Below are 26,488 nucleotides of genomic sequence, written 5' to 3'. Positions count from 1 at the left end.
AAAGAGCGCAGCAGAATGAAGCATGCGCAATCTCGCATCGTTTCGTCTTGAGCAATAAAGACGTTGTCGATGTCAAATTCCGCACAATTGTTTTTGCGCTTGGCGGTTCGCGCCGTGCGTGCTGCAAAAACGAACGCGCTATGCACGCTCAAAAGTGCAGAAGGTTGGCAGGCTTTTCTCCCTCTCCCCTTTGGGGAGAGGGCCGGGGTGAGGGGCGGGTCTTGCGCGGTGTTGCATTCGGAGCTGGCGCTTTAATGTTGCTCATCACGAGTGGCGCCTTGGCTCAATTCTCTCCTTGGAGGAGAGCGGAGACAGGGCTAGCTTCGATGCTGCTTTTCACGAGCGTGACCCCTCACCTCAATCCTCTCCCCGGAGGGGAGAGGAGGCGAAGGCGGCGAGCGCTTTATTGGATAGAAGATGACGGCCCGTGTACGAAGGGGTAATGCCGTCTATGCGGGCGGCGAGGGTGGCGGCGTACACGGGCCTTGTCGTGATGGTGGGATAGGCAGTTGACATCGTCTTGGCGAAATCACGCGTCATCGGTGCGGATTCGAGCACAATCACTGGCGAGCGCCGAAGCGTTCAGATGGCTGTGGCGCCTGCCATAGCCGAAATACACCAGCAATCCCAACAATAGCCACAAGACGAAACGCCAATAGGTAATAGTGGGCAAGCCCCAGATCAGCCAACAGGAAAAACCCACGCCGATCAGCGGCACCCAGGGCACCAGCGGCGTGCGGAACGGGCGCGGCAGGTCCGGCTGGCGCCAACGCAACACCGCCACGGCGGTGCAGATCACGATAAAGGCGGACAGCACGCCGATATTGACCAGCTTGGCCAACTCCTCGAGCGGAAAAATACCCGCGGCGATCGCCGTGACAGTACCCAGCAGGAACGTGGTGCGGTATGGCGTATGCCAGCGCGGATGCACCTTGGCAAACCAGCCGGGCAGCAGGCCGTCGCGTGACAACGCAAACCAGATGCGGGCACCGGCCAGCAGGTTGGCGAAGATCACGCTGGTGATGCCGCAGATCGACGCCAACGAAATGATCACCATGATCCGCGGCAGGCCGATGGCGACAAACGCGCCGGCGACCGGCGCAGGATTGTCCAGTGTGGCGTAGGGAACCATGCCGGTCAGCACCATGCAGATGGCGAAATACAGCGCCATCGCGATACCCAGCGACAACAGCACGGCGCGCGGCAGATCGCGCTGCGGGTTTTTGGATTCTTCCGCCGCGGTGGTCAGCATGTCGTAGCCGAACACCGCAAAGAACACCACGGCAGCGCCCGTCACCACGCCATGCATGCCGAAGGGCATGAAGGGATGCCAGCGTTCCGGTTTTACGTAAGCCACGCCGGCGACGACGATCAAGGCCGCGGCGGCGATCTTGATTGACACGATCAACGTGTTGAAACGCGCGCCCCATTGCATGCGCATCGCCAACAATCCGGTGATACCCACGGAAACGATCACTGCAGGCAAATTGATCACGTAGCCGGGCGCGCTGCCGTAGGCGCCTTGCGCCCAGACCGGCAGCGGCAGGCCCGCCGCGTTGAGCAAGGCTTGCACATAGCCGGACCAGCCTACTGCGACCACGGCGGCGATCAAGGCGTATTCCAGCAACAAGTCCCAACCGATGATCCAGCCGGCGAATTCGCCAAGCACCGCATAACCGTAGGTATAGGCGCTGCCCGAGACGGGAATGAGGCCGGAGAATTCCGCATAACACAGTGCCGCCGCCGCGCTTGCGATGCCGGCCAGCAGGAACGACAGCACCACCGCGGGGCCCGCCTGCGTGGCGGCGACCGTGCCGGTAAGCACGAAGATGCCCACGCCGATGATGCCGCCAAGGCCGATGGCCGTGAGCTGCCACAGGCCTAGCACGCGCTGCAGGCCGCTGGGCGCTTCCGCTTCTCGCTGCATGGCCGCGACGGATTTGCGGCGGGTCATCTCCTGGATCATTCCCATGCTTTGCTCCCGGGCAATGAAAGCGTTGCCCATTCCTTGCGGAGCAGGGAATGGGCCGAGCGTATCAATGTTTTGCCGCTATCGACGCGGCAATCCACGCGTTGGTGCGTGCGTCGAGCATGTCCAGCGGCATCGCGCCGCCGGAAAGCATTTCATCGTGGAAAGCACGGATATCGAACTTCGCACCCAGTTCCTTTTTTGCGCGGGCGCGCAACTGCAGGAATTTGAGTTCGCCTAGCTTGTAGCCCAGCGCCTGCGCCGGCCAGGCGATGTAGCGGTCGGTCTCTGCCTGCATGTCCGGTTCGTCGTCGGCCGGATGTGCGTGGAAGAAATCGATCATCTGCTGGCGATTCCAGTGCAGATAGTGCACGCCGGTGTCCAATACGAGGCGATCGGCTCGGAGCAGTTCCTCGTCCAGATGGCCGTAGTCGTTATATGGGTCTTTGTAGAACCCGATTTCCTTGGCCAACTGCTCGGCATACAGCGCCCAGCCCTCCACGAAAGCGTTGTACGCAGCCTGCTGCCGGAACGGCGGCAGTGGCAGCGTCTGGGCAATGGAGATTTGCAAATGATGGCCCGGCACACCTTCGTGATAAGCCGTGTCTTCAATGGCGTACAGCGTGCGCTGTGCATAGTCGCTGGTGTTGACGAAGACGATGCCCGGGCGCGAGCCGTCAGGCGTGCCCTGATGGTATTCCGCGCCGGCGGCGTCTTTTTCGCGGAACGGCTCCACCGGGCGCACTTCGAGCGCGGTGTGCGGCAAATGGCCGAACAGTTTGGGCAATTGCGGTTGCATGCCGGCGATATAGGCCCGGTATTGGTCCACGATCTGCTCACGCGAGGTGGCATAGAGCTTGGGGTTCTTCGCTACCGCTGCGCGCAAGCTGGCGAGATCTGCGTAACCGAGCTCATGCGCAATCTTCAGCATCTCGCCTTCGATGCGGGCGACTTCATTCAAGCCAATCTGATGGATCTGTGCCGGGCTGAGATCGGTGGTGGTCTGTTGATGGATTGCAAAGCGGTAACGCTCGTCGCCATCGGGCAGCGCCCAGAGGCCTTCCTGGCTGCGGCCGTGCGGTGCGTAGTCTTTGGCCACGAACTCGGCGAGCCGGCGATAGGCTGGCCGCACCTTTTCGTCCACGGCGGCCAGAATGGCCTTGCGCAGGCGTTGCTGGTCGGCGACGGGCACGCCAGCGGGGAAATGCATCACCGGCTGGCCGAAGGCGTTGGCTTCACCGGCAGGTGCGGCAATCTGCCCGCATTGTACGGCCACTTTCTCCAGCAGGTAGCGAGGTTGGATCAAGCCATCCTTCAGTCCCTGCCGCGACGCAGCCGTGATGTCGTCCAGTTCCTTGGGGATCGCCAGCAAGCGTTGAAGGTAATCCTCGTAATCCTTGGTGGTATTGAACGGAATGGAGGAGACGAATTCGGGAAACTGCAGTTGCTGACCTTCGATCTGGTCCAGCGGCATCTCATAGTTTTTCAGGCGAATAGCTTCGAGATTGTCCTGCAGCTGGCGCACCATCATTTTCTGGCTGAGTAGCTCCTGTTCGCTCAAGCCGGCGAGGTCGAGCGCCTGAAATCGTTTCAGAAAATTTTCCGTCGCCGCGCGTTCGACGGCGACGTGCGCCAATGAAAAATCGGTCCAGCGATCGTTGTAGCGATCATCGCCGATGGTGGTGGCCAGTTCCGGTGTGTCCTTGAGCTGGTATTGCCACTGCTCGTCCAATAACTGGCTGAGCGCGCGGCTGTTGGCGGATGCCAGCGATGGTGCCGGCGCATCCGCCGGCCATGCCACGGCCGGGCCGTAACCGAGCAGGCAGAACAGGCCAAGGCGGCAAATCCACGGATTGGCTTTCATCGAATACCCCTGTGATGAACGTGTAGGCGGAGCTATGCCTGGATATCCGCCTCGCTCCAGCGCCCATCGATCAGGCGTTGCAGCCGCTGCGGATTGTGATTGCGCAATTCTGGAGGCAGCAAGGCATCGGCCACGCCGTCGTAGCAATGCAGGGCGGTGAAGCGATGGATGGCGGCAGGCATGCCCACGGCGGTGAAGCCAGGATGCCCGGTGCTGGGATAGGGACCGCCATGATTCATGGCGGGGCTGACCGCAACGCCGGTAGGCATTTTGTTGGCAATCAAGCGACCGACGCGCGCGCGCAACGGCGCTGCCACGGCATGCCAGCCATCGTCATCGCTGCCGTTGTCGGCACGATAGATGGTGCCGGTAAGGTTGCCCTCGAACGCTGCAGCGATAGCTGCCATCTCTGTTACGTCTTCGACGCGGATGATCAGGCTCAGCGGACCAAACGCTTCGGCTTGCAAGGCCTGCGCATGGGATAGGAACGTCTTGCCTTCCACACTGAGCAACGTGGCGTCGAAGCGGAAGCCATCGCCGCTACCGCCGACCAGCAATTCGGCACCGGCCAGCAACAAGCCCTCCAGTGCACGTGCCAGATTTTGTTGCACGCCGTGCGAGAACAGCACCTTTGAGGAGGTTTCGGCGAACAGCTTCGTCGAGGCAGCGACAAACGCGTCGCCGTGCCTTCCCCTGGGAACAATCACGATGCCTGGGTTGGTGCAGAACTGGCCGCTGCCCATCGTGCAGGAGGTAAAGAACTCCTGCGCCAGCGCGTCACCGCGTTCAGCCAGTGCACCTGGCAGCAGGAACACGGGATTGACGCTGGAAAGCTCCGCATACATCGGTACGCCTGCTTTGTCCGCGGCGGCTTTCAATGCAAGCCCGCCGGTGCGGCTGCCGGTAAAACCGATGGCGCCCAGGCGGGTGTCGCCGGCCAAGTGCAACCCAAGTGCGTTGTCGAAGTGATACAACATTTGTACGCTGGCCGCAGGAAGTCCTGCGGCCAGCAATGCTTCGTGCGCGCGTTGCGCCAGTCGTTGACTGGTGGCCGGATGCGATGAATGGGCCTTGGCGAGAACCGGATTGCGTGCCGCGATTGCCGATGCAAAATCGCTGCCGGCGATGGCGTTGAAGGCGAACGGAAAGTTATTGGGGCCAAACACCAGCACTGGCTTGTTCAGCGGCGCGCGATGCGCGCGCAGTCCAAGGCGCGTATCAATCACCGGATCGGTCCAGGCGTTGTCGCACACGGCCTTGGCGGCCAACCGCAACTGGTTGCTGGTGCGCGGCAGTTCCACCGAGCGCAAGCGCGGTTCGGCGGGCAGGGCGGTTTCGGCATGCGCAAGCGCCACCAACTGGTCCGCATCGGCTTCGATGGCGTCAGCGTAGCGCTCCAGAAAATCGGCAATGCGCTCGGGCGATGCCGAACTCAGCGCATCGGCCGCTGCGACGGCCGCGCACAATGCAGCTTCGATATCGGCCTGGCCGCTGATGGGAAAGGCCGGTCCGATGGTTTCGGCGCGCGCGGGGTCGTCCGCACGAAAGCTGCCTTGAGGATCGAGCGGAGCGCGCCAGTTGCCTGCGATCAAAACGGGTTCAAACGTGCTCATGGGTTGTTGCCTCGCTGTAGTGCTCGAGTATCGATCTCAATGTTGCGACAAAGTGCTCCCTCCCCTGCGAAGTAGGGGAGGGATGGGGCGGGGTCAGGCTCTTGCACGCAAGCATAGGGACAAATGCGTGTATCAAACCGCAGGCCGGTTCGCCATCGCCGTATCAATCACCTTCAATGCATGCTCGCGTTCCGTGCCAGCCACCGGCAACCGCGGTGCGCGTACGCGTTCGCTGCCCATGCCGGTCTTTTCCTGCACCAGTTTGATCAGCTGCACGAAGGTGGGCACGGTGTCCAGGCGCAGCAACGGCAGGAACCACGCATACAGCGATTGTGCTGCCTTGGGGCCGCCGTCGCGCGCCAGTTCGAACAGCCTCACCGACTCCTCGGGATAGGCATTGACCAGCCCCGCGATCCAGCCCACGGCTCCCATGGCGACGCCTTCGACGATCGCATCGTCCATGCCGACCAGCAATTGCAGGCGATCTCCCAGCAGGGCGCGGATGCCGGCAAAGCGGCGCACGTCGCCGGAAGATTCCTTTACCGCTTGCAGGTTGGAGAATTCGCCGGCCAGCTCGGCGATTTGCGCTGGGCTGAAATCGGTCTTGTAGGCGACCGGATTGTTGTACAGCATGCACGGAAGATTCGTCGCGCTCATCACCGCGCGCACGTGCGCGCCCATTTCGCGCCAGTCGGTGGAATACACATAAGGCGGCAATACCATCAGGCCGCCGCATCCGATCGCTTGGGCTTCCTTGGCCAGGCGCACGGCTTCATCGGTGGACAAGGCGGCAATACCGGGAATGACCGGCGCGCGGCCCGCCAGGGCTTTCACCAGGGTACGGAGAATCTCCAGCTTCTCCTCGAACGACAGCGTGGCGGCCTCGCCCAGCGAACCCAGCGGCACGATGCCTTTGCAACCGGCATCGATGAGCTGCACGGAGTGCTTGGCCAGAAACGCGTGATCGACCTTGCCATCGGCGGTGAATGGAGTGGTGATGGCTGGCAGCACGCCGTGCCACATCGTTGCGTGACTCATGAGCAGGATCCTTGGTGAGGGTTGGAAATCGGGTCGCCGAGCGTGGATAGCCGCACGGGAAAAAGGGGCGGGCGTGATCCGCCGCGAGGAAAGATGCCGAGCTCGGCCAAGGCGCTGCCGCAGATGCGCCCTTGGCAGGCGCCCATGCCGCAGCGCGTGGCGAGTTTGGCGCTGCGTGCATCGGCATGGCCGCGTAGCGCTTGCAGAGGCACATCCTCGCAGCGGCAGACCAGGGTGTCGGGCCGGGCCATTGCACGAACTCGCGTCGAGAGTTTGAAATGGTGCTGCAGACTTTCGGCGAATTCGCGCGCGTGGCGCTGCCGGCGCAGCCAGCGCGCCTGGACTTTTGCACCGACTGCAGCATGGCCAGCGATGAGGCCTTCGATCCAGGCGCTGTCGCGGCCGCCGATGCCGCAAAGTTCTCCCACGGCATACACCCCCGGGACACTGCTGCGTTGCATGGTGTCGACTTCGACGCGTCCGTGCACGCCGGCTTCGTTCAAGCGACAGCCCAGCATTTGCGCCAGTTCGATATTGGGTACCAGGCCGAAGCCGATCGCCAGCAGGTCGCACGACAACGGCTCGCTGCCGCGCGGGGTTTCCACCTCGATGGCTTGCAGCGTATCGGTACCCAGCGCTTCACGCACGACACTGCCGCAGTGATAGGGAATGCCGGCAAGTTGTCCGCGCAACGACACCGCCTGCAAGGCTTTGCCTGGCCAGCGCCACAGGCCGCGCGCAAAACGATGCACGCTGGCTGCGTCGGCCTGTTCGTAGATGCCTAACACCTGTGCGCCGTGCCGCTTTGCCGTGACCGCAGCGGCAAGCAACAACGGACCGCTGCCGGCGATCACCGCGCGCCGCCCGTGCAGCGGCCAGCCCTGCTTGGCCAGTGCCTGCAATCCGCCGGCACCGGTAACACCAGGCAGCGTCCAACCCGGGAATGGCAGCAACAATTCGCGTGCGCCATTGGCCAGGATCAATGTGTCGTAGGCCACCCGCCAGGCCTGCGTTTCGTTCTCCAGCAGCAAGGCGCCTGCATCGGCGTGGACCACCTGGGTCTGCGCCAGCCAATGAATGCGCGGGTGCTCGACGATGCGCGGTATGCACGCTTGAGCACGGCGCGGCCAGCCGTGCTCGATATCCTTGCGCCACACCTGTCCGCCGGCATGGGCTTGTGCATCGATCAAGGCGACGCGTGCGCCCTGGCTGGCCGCTGCGCGTGCGGCGGCCAGTCCGCCGGGACCGGCGCCGACGATGGCGACATCGTAGCGCTCAGTCATCGGTGCACACCTGCATGCCTTCGCGCACCGTCGTCATGCAGCCACGCCGCTGCGCGATGCCGTCGATTTGCACGCGGCATTCGAAACACGCGCCCATGCCGCAAACCGGTGCGCGCCGTTGTCCGCCTACCGAGCGACGGAAGGGCAGGCCCAGTTGCGCCATGGCGGCTGCCACGCTGATGCCCGCCGGCACTTCGACCGATCGACCGTCGACCTGGATGCGGATGCCTGCGGTTTTCACGCGGCGATCCTCGCCGGATCGTAAGGACTGGCATCGATCGCGGTGGATTGGCTCAGCAGTTGGTCGATGACCAGGCGCGCGCTGCCCAGCGAGGTAGTAATGCCCAAGCCTTCATGCCCGGCCGCCACCCACACGTTCTGCGCGCCGGGCACTCGCCCGAGATAAGGCCTGCCGTCTGCGCTGACCGGGCGGAAGCCGGTCCAGATGCGCAGTGCCTGGAGGTCGCGCAGGCCGGGAAGATAGTGGAAGCAACGTTCCAGCATCCGCTGCACCATCGGCATCGACACGGCGCTATCGTCGCTGCCGTATTCGCGCGACGAGCCGATCAGAATCTGTCCGGTCGGCCGCGGCTGCACATTGAAGGCGACGCTGCTGTCGGCGTCGCCGTGCGCGCTGTCGGCATAACCCAGTTCAAGCAATTGATGATGCACGATGCCCGGGTGGCGGTCGGTGATTACCAGATGTCCCTTGCGCTGCCGCATCGGCAGTTGTGGCAGCAGGCGCGGCAGCGCGGCGCCGGTGGCGACCAATACCGGGCCGCTGAGCATGCTGCGGTCGTCCAGTTCCACGCCGTTGCGCGTCAAGGCCGTTGCCTGGCGGGGATACAACGTTGCTCCTCGCGCCAGCGCGCGATCCAGGAGGTGGCGCGCCGCGCCGGGCGGGTAGACCACCGCCTCGCGCAGCACGCGCATGCCGCCGGCGAGGCCGGGAGCGAGTGCGGGTTCCAATTGGTACAGGCGTTGGCGTTCGATCAGTTCCGCATGCACACCCACGGCCGCGAGGCGCGCCAGTTTGGCCGGAATGCTTGCCAGTTCGTTCTCGTTGCTCGCTACCCACAAGGTGCCGCACCGGCTGTATTCGATCTGCGCGACATCGGTGAATGCTTCCCACAGCTGCAGCGAGTAGTGCGACAGCGCGAGCTCGGCCGGGTCGTCGTCCATCGCCACCAGGTGCCCCATCGCTGCCGCAGTGGCGCCGCCGCCGATGGCTTGCGGTTCGACGATGGCGAGCTTCAGGCCAGCCGCGCTGGCGACATCTGCACACGCCGTGCCGATGATGCCGGCGCCGACAATGATGAGGTCGTACGACTTCATGCCGCGAACTTCATGCCGCGCCGATGCCCCAGGCCAGCGGATCGTTTTCGTCGTCGATCAGCAGGCGGCCTTGCGCGGTGATGTGCGCACTGCCCGTGATGCGCGGCAGGATGCCTCGCTCGCCAGGCGTGTAGCTGGCCTCGAACACGCTGTCCAGGATGCCTGCCTGGCGCCATACCTGGCCAGGCGCAAGTTTGCCGTCCGCGGCAAGGCAGGCGAGCTTCGCGCTGGTGCCGGTGCCGCAGGGCGAGCGGTCGTAGGCCAGCCCCGGGCACAGCACGAAGTTGCGCGCATCGGCGTCGGCTTGCGTCGATGCGGCGTTGAGTTCCACGTGGTCGATTTCCGCGCCGTCGGCGCCACGTACGTGCGCCGCTTCCAGTGCAATGCGGATGGCTTCGGTGTAAGCGGTCAAGGCGCGCTGGTTGGCCAGGGTCAGCGGCAACGGGCTGTCGTTGCTGATGAAGAACCAGTTGCCACCCCAGGCGACGTCGCCTACCACGCTGCCGTAGCCGGGTACGTCCAGCCGCACGTCTTTGCGGTAGCGATAGCTCTCCACGTTGTCGACCGCCACGCGGCCATCCGGATGGAGCTCGATGCCGACGGTGCCCACGGGCGTCTCGAGTCGATGCCGGCCCGGCGCGATGCGGCCGAGGTAGTGCAGGGTGCGGATCACGCCGATCGTGCCGTGGCCGCACATGCTCAGATAGTTGGCGTTGTTGAAGTAGATGACTCCGGCGCAGGCCTGCGGATCGCGGGGCGGCACCAGCAGGGCGCCGACCATCGTGTCCGAGCCGCGCGGCTCGCAGGCGATCGCCTGGCGCCAGCGGTCGTAGCGGTCGTGAAAAAGCCGGCGCCGCTCGGCCAGGGTGCCGGTGCCCAGGTCGGGAAAGCCGCTGAGGACCACCCGGGTGGGTTCGCCGCCGGTATGCGAGTCAACGAAGTCGATGGTATGCATGCGAGCATGGTCGGCCAGGCACGTCCCGGCGTCTAGAAAGGCTTGTCGAGCCTGTATGCGGAATTCGGCACAAAAAAATTCCAGGCTCATGCGGCTTTGACGGCCAGCACTTGCGCTTTGGAATGAAATAGCCCTTAAGTTGCGCTAGAAATCGCATACGCCGCTCCGGCTACTGCTGCACGAGCAACCACGGGTGAACGCCATTGCCATGAAGATTTCCGCCGATGAAATGGAACCTTTGTTCGACGTTCTGCCTGACGTCGTGTTCTTCGTAAAGGATGCGGCGGGGCGTTACACGCATGCCAATCTCACCTTGGTTCGCCGGCTTGGCTTGAAGCAGCGCAGCGACGTTATCGGCAAGGACGTTACCGAATTGTTCCCCGGCACCATGGGCGGCTCCTATGCGGCGCAGGACAAGCGCGTGCTTGCCGGCGAGATCATCGAAAACCAGTTGGAGGTGCACATATTCGCCAACCGCGCCCCCGGCTGGTGCCTGACCTGCAAGCGCCCGTTGCGGTCGCGCGGACGGATTCTCGGAGTGATCGGGATTTCGCGCGACCTTGGCCTGCCGGACGGAAAACACCCTACCTACGACCGGCTCAAGCGCGTGTTCGCCTATATGCACGAAAACTATGCCGAAGGCGTCCGCGTGCAGGCCCTGGCCGAATTGGCACAGCTTTCCATTGCCCAGTTGGAGCGGCACTTTCGCCGCGTGTTCCAGCTCACGCCGCAACAGGTGTTGACCAAGCTTCGCATCGAAGCGGCGATGCGTCTGCTGCACACGGACGACAGCGTGGCATCGATCGGCATGGCATGCGGCTTCGTGGACCAGAGCGCCTTCGCGCGGCAGTTCAAGGCCACGGTTGGCATGACGCCCAGGGCATACCGCACGCTTGCGCGCGCCGATGCGGAGCGCGGCGACGCGTGAGTGGCCGATGAAAGCGTCTGCAAAAGGTATTCGCCGGTTATCGCTCACGTTCTACCGGCGCGATCCGCTGGTGCTTGCGCCGGAGCTGCTGAACAAGCTGCTCTGGTGTCACGACGGCCGCGCCGGCCGCATCGTGGAGGTGGAGGCGTATCACGGTGCGGACGACCCCGCCGCGCACTCCTATCGAGGCAAGACCCTGCGCAATGCCGCGATGTTCGGGCCGCCGGGGCATCTGTACGTTTATTTCACCTACGGCATGCATTGGTGCGCCAACGTGGTATGCGGCGAGACACGCGAAGGGTTTGCCGTGTTGATCCGTGCCCTGCAACCGGTCGCCGGGGTCGAGCTGATGCATGCCGCCCGCCCGCGGGCGAAGACCGATCGGCAACTGTGCAACGGACCCGCACGCCTCGCGCAGGCGATGGGCATTGCCAAGCAGCAGGACGGTGTCGATCTGGTGAACGGAGAGGCTTATGCCTTGCTCGACGATGGCATGCCGCCGCCCGATCATCCGGTGCAGACCACGCGCATCGGTCTCAGCAAGGCGGCGGATTATCCCTGGCGCTGGTACGTGGCCGATAGCGCTTACATTTCAAAGAAATGACATTCAGCCACGTCGCGATGGCGTGATGATCCAAGCGCGCGTTGACTTCATGCTTCATGAATTTCGCGTTGGCGCCTGTCGCCCTTCCGCTTAACCGTCTACGAACACGCCGCCCGATAGGCTCAATCCTCACGACGAAGAACCAGGAGCGCCCATGAATGCCATGAACCTCGATTCGCCGTTGGATCAACTTGGTGGGGATGTGCGCCGCACATCGCCTGATCCGCGCGAAGGATATGTGCTGAACCCTTGGTCGGGGATGTATCAGGAAACCGAAGCCACCTATCACGACCGCCTGCACGTGGCCGAAGCGTTGCCTGCATAGCCTCCACGGGAAGAGGTTGTGCAAAACCCCGCCAAGCGCGGGGTTTTTGATTTTTACCGGGTCGAGAATATTTCTTTGCAGTCGGATCAGGGCTTGCGCATTTGCTCGCGCAGCTCTCGAGCGGCCTGTCGCGGGTCCGCTGTGCCGCAAATGGCCGACACCACCGCGACGCCGTCGGCACCGGCGGAAAATGCGCGGCGTACGTGTTCCTTTTTCAAGCCGCCGATCGCCACGGTGGGTACCGGGCTGGCGGCGACGATCTGGCTCAGTCCGGCGAAGCCGAGCGGTTTTTCGTGGTCGGGTTTGGTTGGTGTGGCAAATACCGGCCCTATGCCGATGTAGTCGACGATGGCTGGGTCCACCAGATGTGCGGCACCCTCGGTATTGATCGACAGGCCGAGGATCACGTCCGGCCCGATGCGTGCACGCGCCAGAGCCGGCGAGGTGTCGCCCTGTCCGATGTGCAGGGCATCGACTCCCGCTTCGATGGCGGCGGCGACATCATCGTTCATCACGACGGTGGCGCCGGTACCGCGCAAGGCTTCCATCAAGGCCACACCCAGCGCGATGCGTTCCCTGGTGGAAGCATGTTTGTGCCGCAACTGCACCATGGTCGCGCCGCCCGCAACGGCTTCGCGCGCCGTTTCGATCATCGAGTGCTGCGTGCACAGATCGGGGTCGAGTACCAGATAGAGCGAAAGATCAAACGATTTCATGCGATGACTATGCGCGCTTGTGCTCGAAGAGTTTGTGCATCGAGCGCGGCAAGGGCATCGATGAAGCGGTAGGCGAAAGAACCTGGGCCAGAGGACTGTGCTTCGGCATGCTCGCCCGCCACGCTGAAGCAGGCGAGGGCACTGATCGTAGCGAGGAAGCTGTCCTGCGGATGGACGGCGGCAAAGGCGCCGATCAGTCCGGTGAGCGCGCAACCCATCGCCGTTACCTGCGGCATCCACGTCGAGCCGCCACGGATGTGCACGGCATGGCTGCCGTCGGTCACGAAATCCACCGCGCCGGTAACGGCGACCACCGCGTGCGAACTGCGCGCCAGGGACGTGGCGGCAGCCTGTGCCTGTTCGACGCTGTCACCGGCATCCACGCCGCGGCCGGCGCTGACCTGACCGGCAAGCGCCATGATTTCCGAGGCGTTGCCGCGGATCACCGCAGGGTGGAGCGCAAGCAGTTCCTTAATCGCCTTGCGTCGATAGGCGGTGGCGAAATGGGCAACGGGATCGAGGATCCAGGGTCGGCCCGCATCCGTGGCAGCCTTGGCGGCGGCAAGCATGCCCTCGAGCCATTCGGAGGAAGGCGTGCCGATATTGATCGTGACCGCACCGGCGAGCCGTGCGAATTCGCCAGCTTCTTCCGGCGCGTGCACCATGGCCGGCGACGCGCCCGCGGCAAGCAGTACGTTGGCGGCGTAGTTCATCGCCACGAAATTGGTGATGCATTGGACCAGCGGCGAGGCGTGGCGCACGTCGGTGAGCAGGTCGCCGCACGCGGCGGAAGCAGATGAAACGGTATCGGTAGCCATGAAGCACACTCGCCTTGGTTTTACTGCTCACTGGCGGGCTCGGGGCGGCGTGGCGAACGCAACGGCGGACATCCGCACCATCCCTACGCCAGCATGAACTGGATCAGGTTCGACGGGTTGGCCGACGGCCTCTCAGCCTCTCGTCGAGGCGCCCCGGGTGAGCGGGCAAAGTGCCGGCCGGAGGCTGGCTTGTCAAGCGAAAGCTGCGGCTCGTTCGTGTTATTTCGCGCCGGAAAGCATGTCATTCGTGCGCGGGAAAGCGTAAGTTAGCAAGCGCGGCGCATTTGAGCGCCGCAGCTGTCACCGATCGGGATGCATCATGCCAGACGAATCAGCGCCGCCGCCGATGGTGGTCATGAACCAGCGCGCGGTGACCATCATTGCCACGGCCACGATTCTGGCCCTGCTGTATTTTGGCAAGGACGTGCTGGTTCCGGTCACGCTCGCGCTGATCCTCGGCCTGTTGATGGCACCGGCCGTGCGCATACTGCGGCGGATCGGTTTGGGCCATGCCTTGTCCGTGTTGATTGCGGTGCTGATGCTGGCTTTTCTGCTGGGCGGGTTGATCGCCATCATCGGTTCCCAGGTGGTGCACTTGGCGCGAAGCCTGCCGCAATACGAAGCGACCATCCACGCCAAATTGCAGGTGATGCACGACGCCACCCTGGGGCGGATGGAAGCAGTGTCCGGCGAGGCGGGCAGGGTGATCGGCCTGGATGACGAAAGCGGCGGATCGCCTGGCGTGCAGGGTGTGATGGCGGTGTCCACCAATGCTGCGCCGGTAGCTGCGGCTGGCACGGCCAATTCCTTGAAGGCGGTGAGCAAGGTGCTGTCTTCGATCTGGATGCCGCTGGAAACCGGCGGCATCGTGCTGGTGGTGCTGATTTTCGTCTTGCTGGAATACGAATCGCTGCGCGACCGTTTCATCCGCCTGATCGGTGGCAAAGACCTGCGCGCCACCACGGCCGCCATCAACGATGCGGGCGAGCGCCTGTCGCGTTTCTTTGTGTCGCAATTCTCGGTGAACTTCGGCGTCGGCGTGCTGATCTGGCTCGGCCTGATGGTGATCGGGCTGCCGAATGCGCTGCTGTGGGGAGCGTGCACGGCGGTGTTGCGCTTCGTGCCATACGTCGGCGTGTGGCTGGCGGCCATCCTTGCCGGATTGTTGGCCGCGGCGGTGGATCCGGGCTGGTCGATGCTGTTGCTTACGCTGAGTCTTTTTGCGGTGGTGGAAGTGGTGGTCAGCCAGATGGTCGAACCGCACCTTTACGGGCACACCACCGGCTTGTCGCCGCTTGCCGTGGTGGTGGCCGCCATCTTCTGGAGCTGGTTGTGGGGCGCCGCGGGACTGATCCTTTCGACGCCGCTCACGCTTTGCCTGGTGGTGGCGGGAAGGCACGTCAAGGCGCTGTCGCTGCTGGAGATATTGCTGGGCGACCGGCCCGCCTTGAGCCTGCCGGAACGGTTCTATCAGCGCATGCTCTCGGGCGATTCGCAGGAAGTGATCACCGCGGCGCGCGATTTTCTCAAGCGCAAGTCTTTTGCCAAATATTGCGACGTGGTGCTGCTGCCGGCACTGCAACTGGCGCACATCGATCTGGCGCAAGGTGCCATTGGGCCCGAGCAGCGGCTCAAGGCCAGGCGGTCGATCGTGCGAGTGATCGAGACGCTGGCGGGCGAACCGCACCTGCGCTTCAGCTGGCGGCGAAATGCCTCGATCCGCAGCGACGGCAGTCTGGCGCTCAGCCTGCGCGAGCGGCGCGAGAACGTAAGCGGGCGCTGGCAGGGTCCCCTGGCGGTGGCGCCGAAATCGATCGCGCTGTGCGTGGAGGCCGGCCCGCAGGACGACGACTTCGTGACCGAGATACTGGTGCGCGTATTGCGCGACCTGAATGTCGATGCGCGCCACTTTACGCTGGACGACATCAAGGCCTTTGAATCGGAAGAACACCCGGAGGCGACGCCCGATGCGGTGTCGATGATCTGCATCGTCAGTGGCGCGCCGGCCGAAGAAGAAGCGCAGATCAACGCCATGGCGAAGGAGCTGCGTCACCGCATCCAGGGAGTATGCATCGTTGCCGTGTTGTTGCCGGATTTGCTGGAAGCGCCGCGACAGATCACGGTCGGCGCCTGTGTCGACCGCGTGGCCAATTCGTTCGAAGAAGCCGCGCAGATTGCCATCGCCACCGTGCCGGCACCCTCGGCCGGCAAGCGCACGCCCAAGCGCGGCAAGCCGGCGGCGGCCTGATGCTGCAACGAAGGCCTGGGCCAATATCCGATTGAGTGAATCCGACCAAGAGCATTCTCATGTTCAAAACGGTGATCGTGTCGTGTGCGTTTCTCGTAAGCACTCTCATTGCGTCCGCGGCGCTTGCGCAAGAAGCCAATACCCTCAGCCCCCAGGAAAAGAGCCAGGGCTGGCAGCTTCTGTTCAATGGCAGAAATCTCGACGGCTGGCACTCGTATCTGCAGAATGCGCCGGGCAGGGACTGGAAGGTCGATGACGGTGCGATCGTGCTCGAGCGCTCGCGCACCGGCAACGAAAAGGATTTTGCCGATCTCGTCACCAACGCGGAGTACGAGAATTTCGACCTGAAGCTGGAATGGAAAATGACGCCTTGCGCCGATAGCGGGGTCATGTTCTACGTGCACGAATCGCCCAAATACTCGCAAACCTATGAAACCGGTCCGGAAATGCAGATCGCCGACCTGGTCTGTACCAAGCCGGACAGCCAGGTGCTGTACGAACGTTCCGGCGATCTGTTCGACCTGATGTCTTCCGATGTCGAGCGCGTGCACGAAGCCGGCAACTGGAACCGGTTCGAGATCGTCGCCGATCACGGTCACATTCAGTTTTTCCAGAACGGCTACAAGGTGATCGACACCTATTTCTGGAATGACGATTGGCGAAAGCTCGTCGCCCGCACCAAGTTCGCCCAGTGGCCCGATTTCGGCACGTTCAAGCGCGGCCACATTTCGCTGCAGGGCACCGAGAACAAGGGCGAGCTGCCGATCCGCATCAGGTTCAGGAATATCAAGATTCGGCAGCTTTAGAGGCAATCCGCGCACACTGGAGATAAGATGATTTGCTCCCTCCCCTGTGCGCAGGGGAGGGTTGGGGTGGGGTCAGGCTTTTACTCTGGAGTCATGCACCCGGATATCAGCAAAACCCGGAACTATCGATAGTTCTTCACGATATCCAGCAGCGGCGCCAGGTGCGATTCAAAATGCTTCCAGCGCGCCACGGACGATTTGTAGATGGGGCGCCGGACTTGCGCCGCGCTTGCCGTCTTTACGATGCGCCGGTTCTCGTGGAAGCTCAGGCAGCGTGGGTCCCACGTCAGTTCCAGATAATCGAGCAGCCGGCGTGCTTGGCCCTCGGTATCGGCAACCACGTCTTCATAGCGCAGCTCGAGTATCGAGCCCGGCGGCAGTACCTGTTGCCAGTGTGCCATCAGCTGGATGTAGCGTACGTAATAGCGCCCGAGGCTGCCGAGGTCGTAGCTGAAGTCGAGATTGTTCTTGGCGAACAGCGTGGCGTAGCAGGAAAAGCACGAGTCCATCGGATCGCGCATCGCGTGGATGATCTTCGCGTTGGGAAACATCTGGCGGATCATCCCGACGTGGGCAAAATTGGACATCATCTTGTCGGTGATGCGCGCGGCTTCGGGAGCCTGTGTCCACACGCGATCGATATACGCGTTGCCGAGCCGCAGCAACTCCTCGGCCGACAGGCGTGCAGCGATTTCGGGGTAGGTTTCTACCGGCCTGCCGGCATCCTTGGCGAGCGCGAACACGATGTCTTCCAGTTCGGTCAGTTCGCCGGCTCCGTGGATGTCGGGATGGCTGGAAAGAATCTGTTCAATCAAAGAGGTGCCCGAGCGCGGCATGCCGACGATGAAGATCGGCGACCTGCCATTGCCCCGCGGTGCCGGCCGGCTGTCGAAGTAATGCTGGTTGAAGGTCGAGCGGATGTTTTCAATGAGCGCGATTCTGCTCGCCTCATCGGGCCCGAGCTGGGAGTGCTTCAGACGGTTGCCTTCGGCATACGCGTTGAAGGCGTCGTCGTAGCGACCCAGGTCGGTGCGCATCTTGCCCATGGCGAACCAATAACGGATGCGTGAGTTCTCAGGCAAGAACGGCAGCTTGAAGACAAGCTTTTCCAATTGTGCCGGCTCCGGGTCGGGTGCGCTGAAAGTGCGCAGCGACGCCAGGTTGTAATACGTTTCCACCGTTTCCGGATCGATGGACGCCGCCTTTTCGAAGCATTCGCGCGCTTCATCCAGGCGGCCCTGGCGGCGGATGCTTCTTCCCAGGTTGTTGCACGCCTCCACGTAGTCGGGCTTCAGTTCCAGCGCGCGGCGGTAGCCTCGTTCGGCATCGGCGTAGCGCTCCTGCAGGTAATGCAGACTGGCCAGGTCGAAGTGCGCCCTGGCGAAGCGTTCATTGAGTGCGATGGCGCGGCGATATTGCACTTCGGCTTCATCGTGCGCGCCGAGCTCGCGTAGCGCGTTGCCGAGGTTGGCATGACCTTCCGCTTCGTTGGGTGCCAGCCTGACTACCTCGCGGAAGTGGTCCGCTGCTTCGGTCAGTTGCTTCTGGCCATACAGCACCACGCCCAGCGCGTTGTGCAGCGGCATGCTGGTCGGGTGTTTTACCAAAGCCTGCCGCAGATGCGTTTCCGCTTCGGGATAACGCTCCGCGGTCATCAAGGTGAAGCCGAGATTGGCGTGTGCTTCGGCGAATTGCGGCGCGATTTCCACTACGCGCAGATAGGCATCGATCGCTTCGCCCAGGCGTTGCTGCATGGCCAGTGCGTTGCCGAGCTTGAAGTGCGCATCGACGAAGTCGGGTTTGATGGTGCGCGCGCAGTGATAGCTCTCCGCTGCCATGGCCGGCTGCTGGACCGCCATCAGGCTTTCGCCCAATGCGTAGTGGCCCAATGCATCCCATGGCGAAAGCGCGACGGCATGGCGTTGGGCGTCGATGGCTTCCGCATGTCGCTGCTGCGATTTGAGCGATGCTCCCAGCGCCTGCCACGCCAGTCCGCTGGAAGGGCATTCCTCGGTCAACTTGCGCGCAAGGCTTTCGGCCTCGGCGTGGCGCTTTTCGTGAATGAGGCCGACCAGGGCTTCGATATCGCGCTTGTCGGGTGCTTGGTTAGCGCTTGGCGTTGCATTCTGTGACATGGATCTAGGCACCGTCTTGATGATGGTTGTAGCCGGCGTGGATCGAACATCAACTGTACACGTGCGTGATGATTTAGTACCCGAGGCGTGAAACGAGTGTGTAATTTCGCGCCTTTTCTTGCGCCTTGCTTACGTTGCGACGTGGCGCGTCAGCGTGCTGAAAGTATCGCAAATTCAGCTGTTTTGCCTCATCAAACTTTCACAGGTGCCCTCTGTATAAGTTCCGGGCCGCGCAGGAGTGGGAGCCGGAAACGGGCTACAGGGGGGCTCAACCTCATGGCACGGAACCCATTCATCGTTTCCGGAATGGCGTGGCATGCAACACGTTCTCGTGCCCAACTTTTTGATCGAAGTATTTAGGGAGATTGGAACATGCATTTGTCGTCTTCTGTTTCCAAGATGTCTTCAGTGAGCAAGCTTTCGCGTCTCAGGCGCGCTTTGCCTGCGCTGGTCATTGCCGGCGCCTTGAGCCTGGGAGCCCAGGGGAGTTATGCAAGCGCCACGCACGGCGCTTTTTCTTTGTTGACGCAGGACCACGTGCCGACTGCCGTGCGCTATGGCCAGGCGGTCAGCACGCAGACGCTTGATGCCACCCGGCAACTCAAGCTTGGTCTGGTGCTGCCGCTGCGCAACGAAACCGAACTCGATGGCCTGATCGGCCAGTTGTACGATCCGAGCAGCCCGCTCTATCACCATTACCTCAGCTCGAAGGAATTCACCGCCCGTTTCGAGCCAAGCCAGGCCGACTACCAGAAAGTGGTGGTGTGGGCCAAGGCCAATAACCTGAAAATTACCGCGACCACGGCCAATCGCCACATCGTGGACGTGCAGGGCAGCGTGAACGACATCAATCGCGCCTTGCACGTCACCATGCGTCAATATCAGCACCCCACGGAAAACCGTAAATTCTTCGCGCCGGACCGCGAACCTACGCTGGATCTCGGCGTGCAATTGCTGCACATCAACGGACTGGACAACTACGTGCGTCCGTTCAATCACATGCGCCATCGCCCGGCTTCGCAACAAGGCATGGTTGCCCGCGCTTCCGGCGGCTCCGGCCCCAGCGGCAACTTCCTGCCCAGCGACATTCGCGCGGCGTATTACGGCTCGGGTTCGCTCGACGGTACCGGCGTGACCGCAGCTATCTTCTCGTATGACGGTTATCAAACGTCCGACCTGAGCGGCTATTACACCGCTACCGGCGCCACCGATCCCGGCGTGCCGGTCAACAACGTGCTGGTGAATGGCTACAGCGGCGCCTGCACCAACCCGAGCACCGGCGCCAGTTCGTCGTGCAGCGACGGCGAGCAAATTCTGGATATCGCCAATCTTGCCGGCATGGCACCGGGCCTCACGCAGATTCTGTTCTATGAAGGCACCAGCGCCGGCGACATCCTCAACCAGATGGCCAGCGATAATAAAGCCTCGGTGATTACCAGCTCGTGGGGCGGCGGCGATTTCGGCAGCAGCGACGATTCCATCTACAAGGAATTCCAGGCGCAAGGCCAGACTTTCGTCAACGCCAGCGGCGATGCGGGCTCCTACACCACCAGCAACTGGGCTGCGCCCTCGCTGGATCCGTATATCACCGACGTGGGCGCCACCGATCTCACCACCAGCGGCCCCGGCGGCTCGTGGGTATCGGAAACCGCCTGGTCCGACAGCAGCGGCGGTTTTCTGTCGTCGGCCGGTTACGCCATTCCCAGCTATCAGCAGCTGGCCGGCGTGATCAACAGCAGCAACGGCGGATCGACGCAGTATCGCAACGATCCGGATATCGCACTCGAAGGCAACTTCGACAATCCGACCTATAGCAACGGCCAGCTTGAAACCGGCGTGGGTGGCACCAGCTATGCCGCACCGCGCCTGGCAGGTGTGATCGCACTTGCCAACCAGCAGGCGGCGGCCGATGGCAAGGGCAATATCGGCTTCCTCAACACCGCGCTGTACAACTTCGGCACGGGCTCGAACTACCACAGCTATTTCCACGACATCACCAGCGGCAGCAACGGCGGCTTCAACGCCGTGGCCGGCTACGACCTGGTGACGGGTTGGGGCAGCCCGGTGGGGCCGGCCTTTATCTCGGCCCTGGTAGGTACCAAGTAAGTTGCGTTTGAAAGGCGCTTCCCCACGCTGGTGGGGAAGCGTTTTTATTTGCGCCGCCGCCACGTGCGGCGCGCGAGCGTGGCGAGCAGCAATACCGCTGCAAAAGCGCCATAACCCCAAAGCGCAGGCATCACCTGCTTCCAGATACCGCCACTCTTGCGGCCGAAGTCGCCGACACTCTGAAGAGCCACGTCGTCATAGGCCATCAAGGCAAAACCGGCGGCGGCCGCCAGGGCCAAGGCAACGACGACCACGTCGTAGACGCGGTGCGATCGCTGCGGATGCGAATGCCTCGACCAGGCCCAGTATGCCCAGGCCAGGACGATCAGCCAGGGGCCGAGCAGCAACAGGGACAGGTAGCGCATGGTGGCGTGCCAGGCAGGGTGTTGCCGGCATCTAAGCATTCGACTTTGTCTCGCGTATAGCCGCTGCGGCCATTGACCGCTGGCGCATCGGCCAGGGCTTGCGAAATGACAGGGGTCAATGAAACCGGTTTTTATGGATGACCGGATGTGGATGGGGCCCATTGGATACACCGGCATGCGCTACGGGGGCTGCGTATCCGATTGCCATCCGTCGCATCCCTGAAATACGATGGCAAAAGGAATTCGCAGAAAATCGACGCAGAGGGCATGCTTTTTCTGCCCGCGGCCATTCGCCAAGGACGCAGCCGTGCCGGATCCCGCTTCAGCCGCCACCGCAGGTGGCAAACCCAATATCGTGGTATTGCCTGGCAAGAAGCCGGCGGGCGGCTTCGTCGTGAAAGGGAAGGTGATGCATCAGTTCGGCTCCTTTCCCATGGCCATGTCGACCTCACTGATAGCGTGGCCCGGCGCAATCAGCGACGATATGAAAACTGTGCGCGATGCATGGGCCGACAGAGATTGGAAGCGCGTCACCTTCTGGACGCCGCAATGAAACTCGACGCAAGCCTGGCATTGGTTCTCTTTCTGGCGATGGCCGCAACGAGCGCAAGAGGCAGCGAACAGGTATCTGTCGATCCCAAGGCCTGTGGCAAGGTGCCCGATCGGCTCGTGGACGCCGCTGCAAAGATTGTCGGATCCGACTGGCCCCAGTATCGGCCTTTTATGTGCCTTTATCCGGTGCGATCACCCAAAGGCGACGTGCCGTTGTTCCTGCTCGCGCTGGATGTCGATCGGGCCGACGAAGCGAATTCCGCCACGTTCCTGCACGGCAAGCCGATGGATCCGCACGATACGCTGGAACAGATCGATCCGATTCCGATGCCCGCCATCATGGGAGCCAACGGCGCTCTGCTAGGCACCTTGCCGGTGGCTTTTCCTGAAGATCCGCCCGCGACGACGGCAGTGTATGTCTCCGACTGGCGCGACGATTTCCCGCATCGCATAGCCTTGCGAGTGGATGATCCGACCCAGGACACCGCCGTGCGGCCGCCTTACTGTCCGCCGTCATGGATCTGGAATGCTGCAAAAAAGAAGTTCATCCAGCAGGCCGGCGAGTTTTATGTGGCATGCCGCAAGGGAAACGCGGAACGCTGATTTCCGGGTTCTCAGGCGCAGTTCAACTGCCACGACACGCCAAAGCGATCGCTCACCCACGTAAACAGCGTGCTGAAGCCGTAATGGTCGACGGGCATCAACTCGGCGCCGCCTTCCTTGAGAAGGCTGCCGAGCCTGCGGACTTCATCCTGCGATGCGCATTCGACGAAAAATGAAAACGATGGCGTGAAAGAGAAGGCATGCTTGATCGGACTGTCGGTGCACAGTACCGATTGCTCGCCGAGGGTGAAGCGGGCCAGCTTGATCGAGCCTTCCGCGCCGCTGTCGCCGGCTTGATAGCGCTCGATGTGTTCGATTTTCGAGTGGGGGAAGACGAAGAGGTAAAAGTCCAGCGCGTCGGAGCCCTGACCCTGAAACATCAGGAAGGGCAGTACGGATGTGGGCATGGCTTGGTCCTCCTAACGATGATCGCACGGCCCGGATTTAACCAGACCGGAGGCGTCGGGTGATGCGCGTTGTCGTCCGGTAGATCGTCCGGCTGTCCGATGACACTGTCCGCGGACAGCCGCCTCGTCATGCTTGCCGCCAGTAAGCGATTGAATTTCAATCGTCAAAAGAATCCTCGGAGATGGCACGTCGATTGCATCGATGCTCCCGGTGGCCTCGCCATGGCCGGCTTTGACGACTGAAGGGGATGCAAGGAATGTTCGCCTATTACCTGCGACTGGGTTTGCGCAGCCTGCGACGCAACCCGTTGCTTACATTGCTGATGGTGGTGGCGATCGGCTTTGGCGTGGCGGCATCGATGACGGCGTATGCGGTGCTTCGTGCGACGTCGAACAACCCGATTCCGCAGAAGTCGTCGCAGCTTTTTGCGCCGCAGATCGACAATGCGGGGCCGCCATTTACCGCCGAGAACGATGGCGAGCCGTCGGATCTGATGAGCTACATCGACACGATGGCGCTGATGCAGGCGCATCGCGCGCAGAGGCAGACCGCCCTGTATTCGATCGGCGTATCGATCATGCCTGCCGATGCGGCGCAGCTGCCGTTCCAGGTGCCCAGCTATGCCGGGTACGCCGACACGTTCGCCATGTTCGATATCCCGTTTCTTTACGGCAGCGGCTGGTCGGCTGCGGAAGACCAGTCGCGCGCCGCCGTGGCGGTGATCGGGCGCCAACTGAACGATGAACTGTTCCACGGCGCGAACAGCGTTGGACGCAACATCGTGCTGGACGGTCACAGCTACCGCATCGTCGGTGTGATGAACGATTGGAACCCGCAACCTGTGTTTTACGACGTGCACAGCACCAAGGGTTTCACCGATGCGACCCAGTTGTTCATTCCCTTTACGCACGCGATCGACCTTAAGATTCCCGCCGCCGGCGTCGATTTGTGCAATGTCACCGCGGATGCGGGCTGGGACGCGTGGCTGCACTCCGAATGCACGTGGATCAACTATTGGGTCGAGTTGCCTGACCGGTCCAGCGTGACGGCATATCGCAACTATCTGCAAGGCTATGCCGCCGAGCAACAGCGGGCAGGGCGCTTCAAATGGGCGCCGAATATCCGCCTGCGCAACGTGACGCAGTGGCTCGATTATGAGCAGGTGGTGCCGCCGGAATCGAAGATTTCGCTGCTCATTTCGCTCGGCTTCTTCGTCATCTGCCTGGTCAATACGGTGGGCCTGCTGCTGGCCAAGTTCATGCGGCGTGCGCCGGAGATCGGCGTTCGTCGCGCGCTGGGTGCATCGCGTCGGTCCATCTATGCACAGTTTCTGGTTGAGGCTGGCGCGATAGGTTTGTCGGGCGGCGTACTGGGCGTGTTGATGACAGGCGCCGGGGTACTGGGTATCGGCCTGGTGTTCGATCCTTCCATCGCCCGGCTGGCCACGCTGGATCTGTCGCTGGCGGGCCTGACCTTGGGTGTCGCGGTGTTCGCTACGGTATTGGCGGCGTTTTATCCCGCCTGGCGTGCAGCGCGAGTGCAGCCGTCATGGCAACTGAAATCCAGCTGAGGCGATGAACGTGCTACAGATCAAGCCCATTCTCGCGGCGCTCAAGCGCCACAAGGCCGGCACCATCCTGATCGTGCTGCAGATCGCGTTGACGCTGGCGATCGTCTGCAACGCGCTGTTCATCATCCAGCAGCGGCTAGCGAGCATGTCGCGCCCAACCGGCATGGTGGAAAGCAATCTGCTGACCATTCAAAATCACTGGGCAGGTGTCGATACGGCGGCCATTCCATCGCTGGCCAAAGCGGACCTGCTGGCATTGCGACAACTGCCCGGCGTGGTGGATGCGACGCAGAGCGAGGCGTTTCCCCTGGGAGGGGGCGGAGAGTCGGAAGGCATACGCCTGGACCCGCTGGCGAAGCCGCGAATCACGCTGGCCACGGAATACTTCGTTGACGACCACGCACTCGCCACTATGGGCGTGCGGCTGATCGCCGGCCGCAATTTCCGCGCGGATGAAGTGCATGCGCTCGATCCTACGGCAAATACGTCGCTGCCCGAGGTGATCGTCACCAAGGCGCTTGCGGACGTGGCGTATCCGGATGGCTCGGCACTGGGCCGGCCGATCTACATTGGCAACGACCATCCTTCGCCGAGCACCATCATCGGCATCGTCGACCAGTTGCAGGGTACGTGGCACACACTCAGCTTTCTCGACCGCACGGTATTGCTGCCCGCGCAAATGGCGGACAGCGATGGCAGCTATCTGATCCGCAGCAAGCCGGGTCAGCTTGCCGAAGTGGCCAAGGCGGCGCCGGCAGCCTTGCTGAAGCTCGACCGCATGCGGGTGTTTCCGCCCGTGAAAGGTATCCGCACCTTCGACGTCGTACGCGAACAGGCCTACAAAACCGACCGCGGCATGGCGATCTTGCTGGGTGCGATCTGCCTGATACTGTTGATCGTCACCGGCGCAGGCATCGTCGGCCTTACCAGTTTCTGGGTGGGCCAGCGACGCAAGCAGATTGGCGTGCGGCGTGCGCTGGGGGCTACGCGCAACGACATCCTTGCGTACTTTCTCACCGAGAATTTCATGATCAGCCTCGGTGGCGTAGTGATCGGCACCGTGCTGGCGATCAGTCTCAGCGAGTGGCTGGTGCTTCGATTCGCGATGCCGCCGCTGTCGTTCGTCTATCTATTGTTGAGCGCGGCCGCCTTGCTGCTGCTGGGGCAGGGTGCCACGCTGGCGCCTGCGCTGAAGGCATCTCGCGTGCCGCCGGTGGAGGCGACGCGTTCGGTGTAGATGCATCAACACGCAGGCAGCCACAGCGCGGTGAACACGCCATCGGGCCGCTCGACATAGCGCACGTCTAACACCGTGCCGCGCGGCCAGTCCTCGCCCCAAGCTTCGCTCAGCGTAAGTTCCAGTCGATCGGCACGTGCTGCGGTTACGCGCGCGGCACTGAAGTCGCGAAAGTGCCGGGTCAGCGGATACAGCGCCTTGTACAGCGTTTCCTTGGCGGAAAAAAGCAAAGTCATTGCGTGTTGCAAAGGGCGGTCCTGCAGCAGTGCCAGCTCGTCCGGCGTGACGATCTGCTGTTGCACGTCATTAGCCACCCGCCTGTCCATCCATTTTTCCGCGTCGACACCCAGCGCCACGCACGGCGGGCTTGCGGCGGCGACAGCTACGGCCACGTGCGCGGTGTGACTGATGCAGCCCAGCCAGCCGTCGGGCCAGCAAGGTAGCCGGTCCGCACCGATATCGAGCAAGCCCGGCGTCTGGCAGCCGGCCTGGCGCAGCGCTTGCGCGGCGCAATGGCGTCCCGCCAGAAATTCGCGGCGGCGCTTCTTGCTGGCGTTGGTCAGTGTTGCCGGAAGCTGCGGCCACGTGTTGACGGGATCGCCGTGCGGATCGATGTCCGTTTCGAACAGCGCGACGCACGTGGGCAGCCCTAGCGCATCGCGCAGGGCGGGCAGTGATTGGGTAGATGGCGGCTCGATCACGGCGTGCCTCGCGGATAAGCATTCGGTGCAGCATATCCGGTTGCCTGGGTGACGCGGTGTCCTGCCGGTGCGATCCGGCAGGACACGATGCCGGTGGTGGCTCAGGCGTCCAGCGCGGCCAGACTGGCCGGACGCATGTCGGTCCAGTTTTGTTCGACGTAATCCAGCGCTTCCTGTCGCGGTGAGGGTCCGTGCACGGCTTTCCAGCCGGCCGGCACTTCGGCGAATTCAGGCCACAGGGAGTGCTGGTTTTCGTGGTTCACCAGCACCAGGAAGCTGCCGTTGGCGTCTTCGAAGGGATTGCTCATG

24 protein-coding genes and 1 riboswitch are annotated in these 26,488 nt (G+C 62.7%); of the genes, 9 read left to right on the top strand and 15 right to left on the bottom strand.

What is annotated here, in order from left to right:
- Positions 1 to 529: 529 nt before the first annotated feature.
- The 8 genes from ISS99_RS16505 to ISS99_RS16470 all read right to left on the bottom strand — a co-directional run bounded on the left by ISS99_RS16505 (position 530) and on the right by ISS99_RS16470 (position 10,057).
- Complete coding sequence (locus ISS99_RS16505) at positions 530 to 1,972, bottom strand: amino acid permease (RefSeq protein ID WP_204632735.1); 1,443 nt, start codon at positions 1,970 to 1,972, stop codon at positions 530 to 532.
- 64 nt (positions 1,973 to 2,036) lie between these two features.
- Positions 2,037 to 3,833 carry a DUF885 domain-containing protein gene (locus ISS99_RS16500; protein WP_204632734.1) on the bottom strand — a complete coding sequence of 599 codons (1,797 nt, stop codon included), beginning with the start codon at positions 3,831 to 3,833 and terminating at the stop codon, positions 2,037 to 2,039.
- Between the two features lie 32 nt (positions 3,834 to 3,865).
- Entirely contained in the window at positions 3,866 to 5,446 is a 1,581-nt protein-coding gene (locus ISS99_RS16495) for an aldehyde dehydrogenase family protein (RefSeq protein ID WP_204632733.1), read from the bottom strand.
- Between the two features lie 132 nt (positions 5,447 to 5,578).
- Positions 5,579 to 6,484: a dihydrodipicolinate synthase family protein gene (locus tag ISS99_RS16490; RefSeq protein WP_204632732.1), complete on the bottom strand. Its 906-nt coding sequence runs from the start codon at positions 6,482 to 6,484 to the stop codon at positions 5,579 to 5,581.
- Positions 6,481 to 7,767, bottom strand: coding sequence for an NAD(P)/FAD-dependent oxidoreductase (locus tag ISS99_RS16485; RefSeq protein WP_204632731.1), 1,287 nt, complete (start codon positions 7,765 to 7,767; stop codon positions 6,481 to 6,483). The genes ISS99_RS16490 and ISS99_RS16485 overlap by 4 nt, the downstream gene beginning before the upstream one ends.
- Positions 7,760 to 8,008 (bottom strand): (2Fe-2S)-binding protein, encoded by a 249-nt coding sequence (locus tag ISS99_RS16480; RefSeq protein ID WP_284343796.1) that lies wholly within the window; start codon positions 8,006 to 8,008, stop codon positions 7,760 to 7,762. The genes ISS99_RS16485 and ISS99_RS16480 overlap by 8 nt, the downstream gene beginning before the upstream one ends.
- Complete coding sequence (locus ISS99_RS16475; protein WP_204632730.1) at positions 8,005 to 9,102, bottom strand: NAD(P)/FAD-dependent oxidoreductase; 1,098 nt, start codon at positions 9,100 to 9,102, stop codon at positions 8,005 to 8,007. Before ISS99_RS16475 ends, ISS99_RS16480 begins: the two co-directional genes overlap by 4 nt.
- Before the next feature lie 10 nt (positions 9,103 to 9,112).
- The gene (locus ISS99_RS16470; RefSeq protein WP_204632729.1) at positions 9,113 to 10,057 is read right to left on the bottom strand and encodes a 4-hydroxyproline epimerase; all 945 of its coding nucleotides are present in this window, start codon (positions 10,055 to 10,057) and stop codon (positions 9,113 to 9,115) included.
- A gap of 193 nt (positions 10,058 to 10,250) precedes the next feature.
- Here ISS99_RS16470 and ISS99_RS16465 point away from each other — a divergent pair, with 193 nt between their 5' ends.
- From ISS99_RS16465 to ISS99_RS16455, 3 genes are all read left to right on the top strand, one after another.
- Complete coding sequence (locus ISS99_RS16465) at positions 10,251 to 10,985, top strand: AraC family transcriptional regulator (RefSeq protein WP_204632728.1); 735 nt, start codon at positions 10,251 to 10,253, stop codon at positions 10,983 to 10,985.
- A gap of 7 nt (positions 10,986 to 10,992) precedes the next feature.
- On the top strand, positions 10,993 to 11,589 hold the full coding sequence (locus tag ISS99_RS16460; RefSeq protein ID WP_204632727.1) for a DNA-3-methyladenine glycosylase: 597 nt from the start codon (positions 10,993 to 10,995) through the stop codon (positions 11,587 to 11,589).
- Positions 11,590 to 11,743: 154 nt separating this feature from the next.
- Complete coding sequence (locus ISS99_RS16455) at positions 11,744 to 11,914, top strand: hypothetical protein (protein ID WP_204632726.1); 171 nt, start codon at positions 11,744 to 11,746, stop codon at positions 11,912 to 11,914.
- Between the two features lie 86 nt (positions 11,915 to 12,000).
- Here the strand turns inward: ISS99_RS16455 and thiE are convergent, their stop codons facing one another.
- Positions 12,001 to 12,630 carry a thiamine phosphate synthase gene (gene thiE, locus ISS99_RS16450; protein WP_204632725.1) on the bottom strand — a complete coding sequence of 210 codons (630 nt, stop codon included), beginning with the start codon at positions 12,628 to 12,630 and terminating at the stop codon, positions 12,001 to 12,003.
- Complete coding sequence (gene thiM, locus ISS99_RS16445) at positions 12,627 to 13,448, bottom strand: hydroxyethylthiazole kinase (protein ID WP_204632724.1); 822 nt, start codon at positions 13,446 to 13,448, stop codon at positions 12,627 to 12,629. Before thiM ends, thiE begins: the two co-directional genes overlap by 4 nt.
- Positions 13,449 to 13,510: 62 nt before the next feature.
- Positions 13,511 to 13,614, bottom strand: a riboswitch (TPP riboswitch).
- Between the two features lie 153 nt (positions 13,615 to 13,767).
- Between thiM and ISS99_RS16440 the strand changes: the two genes are divergently transcribed.
- A complete protein-coding gene (locus ISS99_RS16440) occupies positions 13,768 to 15,696 on the top strand; it encodes an AI-2E family transporter (protein WP_204632723.1) in 1,929 nt (642 codons plus the stop codon).
- Positions 15,697 to 15,755: 59 nt separating this feature from the next.
- Positions 15,756 to 16,502 carry a 3-keto-disaccharide hydrolase gene (locus ISS99_RS16435; RefSeq protein ID WP_204632722.1) on the top strand — a complete coding sequence of 249 codons (747 nt, stop codon included), beginning with the start codon at positions 15,756 to 15,758 and terminating at the stop codon, positions 16,500 to 16,502.
- A gap of 122 nt (positions 16,503 to 16,624) precedes the next feature.
- Here the strand turns inward: ISS99_RS16435 and ISS99_RS16430 are convergent, their stop codons facing one another.
- On the bottom strand, positions 16,625 to 18,637 hold the full coding sequence (locus ISS99_RS16430) for a tetratricopeptide repeat-containing sulfotransferase family protein (protein WP_204632721.1): 2,013 nt from the start codon (positions 18,635 to 18,637) through the stop codon (positions 16,625 to 16,627).
- 408 nt (positions 18,638 to 19,045) lie between these two features.
- On the opposite strand from ISS99_RS16430, the gene ISS99_RS16425 reads away from it, so the two are divergent.
- Positions 19,046 to 20,743: a S53 family peptidase gene (locus ISS99_RS16425; protein WP_204632720.1), complete on the top strand. Its 1,698-nt coding sequence runs from the start codon at positions 19,046 to 19,048 to the stop codon at positions 20,741 to 20,743.
- A gap of 44 nt (positions 20,744 to 20,787) precedes the next feature.
- Here the strand turns inward: ISS99_RS16425 and ISS99_RS16420 are convergent, their stop codons facing one another.
- Positions 20,788 to 21,108: a hypothetical protein gene (locus ISS99_RS16420; protein ID WP_204632719.1), complete on the bottom strand. Its 321-nt coding sequence runs from the start codon at positions 21,106 to 21,108 to the stop codon at positions 20,788 to 20,790.
- 267 nt (positions 21,109 to 21,375) lie between these two features.
- On the opposite strand from ISS99_RS16420, the gene ISS99_RS16415 reads away from it, so the two are divergent.
- The gene (locus ISS99_RS16415) at positions 21,376 to 22,263 is read left to right on the top strand and encodes a hypothetical protein (RefSeq protein WP_204632718.1); all 888 of its coding nucleotides are present in this window, start codon (positions 21,376 to 21,378) and stop codon (positions 22,261 to 22,263) included.
- Between the two features lie 11 nt (positions 22,264 to 22,274).
- Here the strand turns inward: ISS99_RS16415 and ISS99_RS16410 are convergent, their stop codons facing one another.
- Positions 22,275 to 22,670 carry a VOC family protein gene (locus tag ISS99_RS16410; RefSeq protein WP_204632717.1) on the bottom strand — a complete coding sequence of 132 codons (396 nt, stop codon included), beginning with the start codon at positions 22,668 to 22,670 and terminating at the stop codon, positions 22,275 to 22,277.
- 257 nt (positions 22,671 to 22,927) lie between these two features.
- On the opposite strand from ISS99_RS16410, the gene ISS99_RS16405 reads away from it, so the two are divergent.
- Together ISS99_RS16405 and ISS99_RS16400 are read left to right on the top strand one after the other, a co-directional pair.
- Positions 22,928 to 24,241 (top strand): ABC transporter permease, encoded by a 1,314-nt coding sequence (locus ISS99_RS16405; protein ID WP_204632716.1) that lies wholly within the window; start codon positions 22,928 to 22,930, stop codon positions 24,239 to 24,241.
- Between the two features lie 4 nt (positions 24,242 to 24,245).
- Positions 24,246 to 25,478: an ABC transporter permease gene (locus ISS99_RS16400; protein ID WP_204632715.1), complete on the top strand. Its 1,233-nt coding sequence runs from the start codon at positions 24,246 to 24,248 to the stop codon at positions 25,476 to 25,478.
- Positions 25,479 to 25,483: 5 nt separating this feature from the next.
- Here ISS99_RS16400 and ISS99_RS16395 read toward each other — a convergent pair whose 3' ends face one another.
- Both ISS99_RS16395 and ISS99_RS16390 read right to left on the bottom strand, forming a co-directional pair.
- Complete coding sequence (locus tag ISS99_RS16395) at positions 25,484 to 26,179, bottom strand: 4'-phosphopantetheinyl transferase family protein (RefSeq protein ID WP_204632714.1); 696 nt, start codon at positions 26,177 to 26,179, stop codon at positions 25,484 to 25,486.
- 101 nt (positions 26,180 to 26,280) lie between these two features.
- Complete coding sequence (locus ISS99_RS16390) at positions 26,281 to 26,487, bottom strand: MbtH family protein (RefSeq protein WP_204632713.1); 207 nt, start codon at positions 26,485 to 26,487, stop codon at positions 26,281 to 26,283.
- Position 26,488: the final 1 nt, after the last annotated feature.

Origin of the sequence: Dyella mobilis, assembly GCF_016904945.1 — a bacterium.
GTDB classification, from domain to species: domain Bacteria; phylum Pseudomonadota; class Gammaproteobacteria; order Xanthomonadales; family Rhodanobacteraceae; genus Dyella_B; species Dyella_B mobilis.
The sequence above is the reverse complement of the archived record's forward strand: the minus strand, read 5'-3'. Positions and strand labels throughout refer to the sequence as shown.

What these genes read in the sequence shown, in the direction of transcription:
- ISS99_RS16435 (WP_204632722.1), top strand. Translation starts at nt 15,756, where the DNA reads ATGTTCAAAACGGTGATCGTGTCGTGTGCGTTTCTCGTAAGCACTCTC.
- ISS99_RS16485 (WP_204632731.1), bottom strand. Translation starts at nt 7,767, where the DNA reads ATGACTGAGCGCTACGATGTCGCCATCGTCGGCGCCGGTCCCGGCGGA.
- ISS99_RS16415 (WP_204632718.1), top strand. Translation starts at nt 21,376, where the DNA reads ATGCTTTTTCTGCCCGCGGCCATTCGCCAAGGACGCAGCCGTGCCGGA.
- ISS99_RS16410 (WP_204632717.1), bottom strand. Translation starts at nt 22,670, where the DNA reads ATGCCCACATCCGTACTGCCCTTCCTGATGTTTCAGGGTCAGGGCTCC.
- ISS99_RS16505 (WP_204632735.1), bottom strand. Translation starts at nt 1,972, where the DNA reads ATGGGAATGATCCAGGAGATGACCCGCCGCAAATCCGTCGCGGCCATG.
- ISS99_RS16405 (WP_204632716.1), top strand. Translation starts at nt 22,928, where the DNA reads ATGTTCGCCTATTACCTGCGACTGGGTTTGCGCAGCCTGCGACGCAAC.
- ISS99_RS16460 (WP_204632727.1), top strand. Translation starts at nt 10,993, where the DNA reads ATGAAAGCGTCTGCAAAAGGTATTCGCCGGTTATCGCTCACGTTCTAC.
- ISS99_RS16490 (WP_204632732.1), bottom strand. Translation starts at nt 6,484, where the DNA reads ATGAGTCACGCAACGATGTGGCACGGCGTGCTGCCAGCCATCACCACT.
- ISS99_RS16390 (WP_204632713.1), bottom strand. Translation starts at nt 26,487, where the DNA reads ATGAGCAATCCCTTCGAAGACGCCAACGGCAGCTTCCTGGTGCTGGTG.
- ISS99_RS16455 (WP_204632726.1), top strand. Translation starts at nt 11,744, where the DNA reads ATGAATGCCATGAACCTCGATTCGCCGTTGGATCAACTTGGTGGGGAT.
- ISS99_RS16420 (WP_204632719.1), bottom strand. Translation starts at nt 21,108, where the DNA reads ATGCGCTACCTGTCCCTGTTGCTGCTCGGCCCCTGGCTGATCGTCCTG.
- thiM (WP_204632724.1), bottom strand. Translation starts at nt 13,448, where the DNA reads ATGGCTACCGATACCGTTTCATCTGCTTCCGCCGCGTGCGGCGACCTG.
- ISS99_RS16475 (WP_204632730.1), bottom strand. Translation starts at nt 9,102, where the DNA reads ATGAAGTCGTACGACCTCATCATTGTCGGCGCCGGCATCATCGGCACG.
- ISS99_RS16470 (WP_204632729.1), bottom strand. Translation starts at nt 10,057, where the DNA reads ATGCATACCATCGACTTCGTTGACTCGCATACCGGCGGCGAACCCACC.
- ISS99_RS16440 (WP_204632723.1), top strand. Translation starts at nt 13,768, where the DNA reads ATGCCAGACGAATCAGCGCCGCCGCCGATGGTGGTCATGAACCAGCGC.
- ISS99_RS16495 (WP_204632733.1), bottom strand. Translation starts at nt 5,446, where the DNA reads ATGAGCACGTTTGAACCCGTTTTGATCGCAGGCAACTGGCGCGCTCCG.
- ISS99_RS16500 (WP_204632734.1), bottom strand. Translation starts at nt 3,833, where the DNA reads ATGAAAGCCAATCCGTGGATTTGCCGCCTTGGCCTGTTCTGCCTGCTC.
- ISS99_RS16430 (WP_204632721.1), bottom strand. Translation starts at nt 18,637, where the DNA reads ATGTCACAGAATGCAACGCCAAGCGCTAACCAAGCACCCGACAAGCGC.
- thiE (WP_204632725.1), bottom strand. Translation starts at nt 12,630, where the DNA reads ATGAAATCGTTTGATCTTTCGCTCTATCTGGTACTCGACCCCGATCTG.
- ISS99_RS16400 (WP_204632715.1), top strand. Translation starts at nt 24,246, where the DNA reads ATGAACGTGCTACAGATCAAGCCCATTCTCGCGGCGCTCAAGCGCCAC.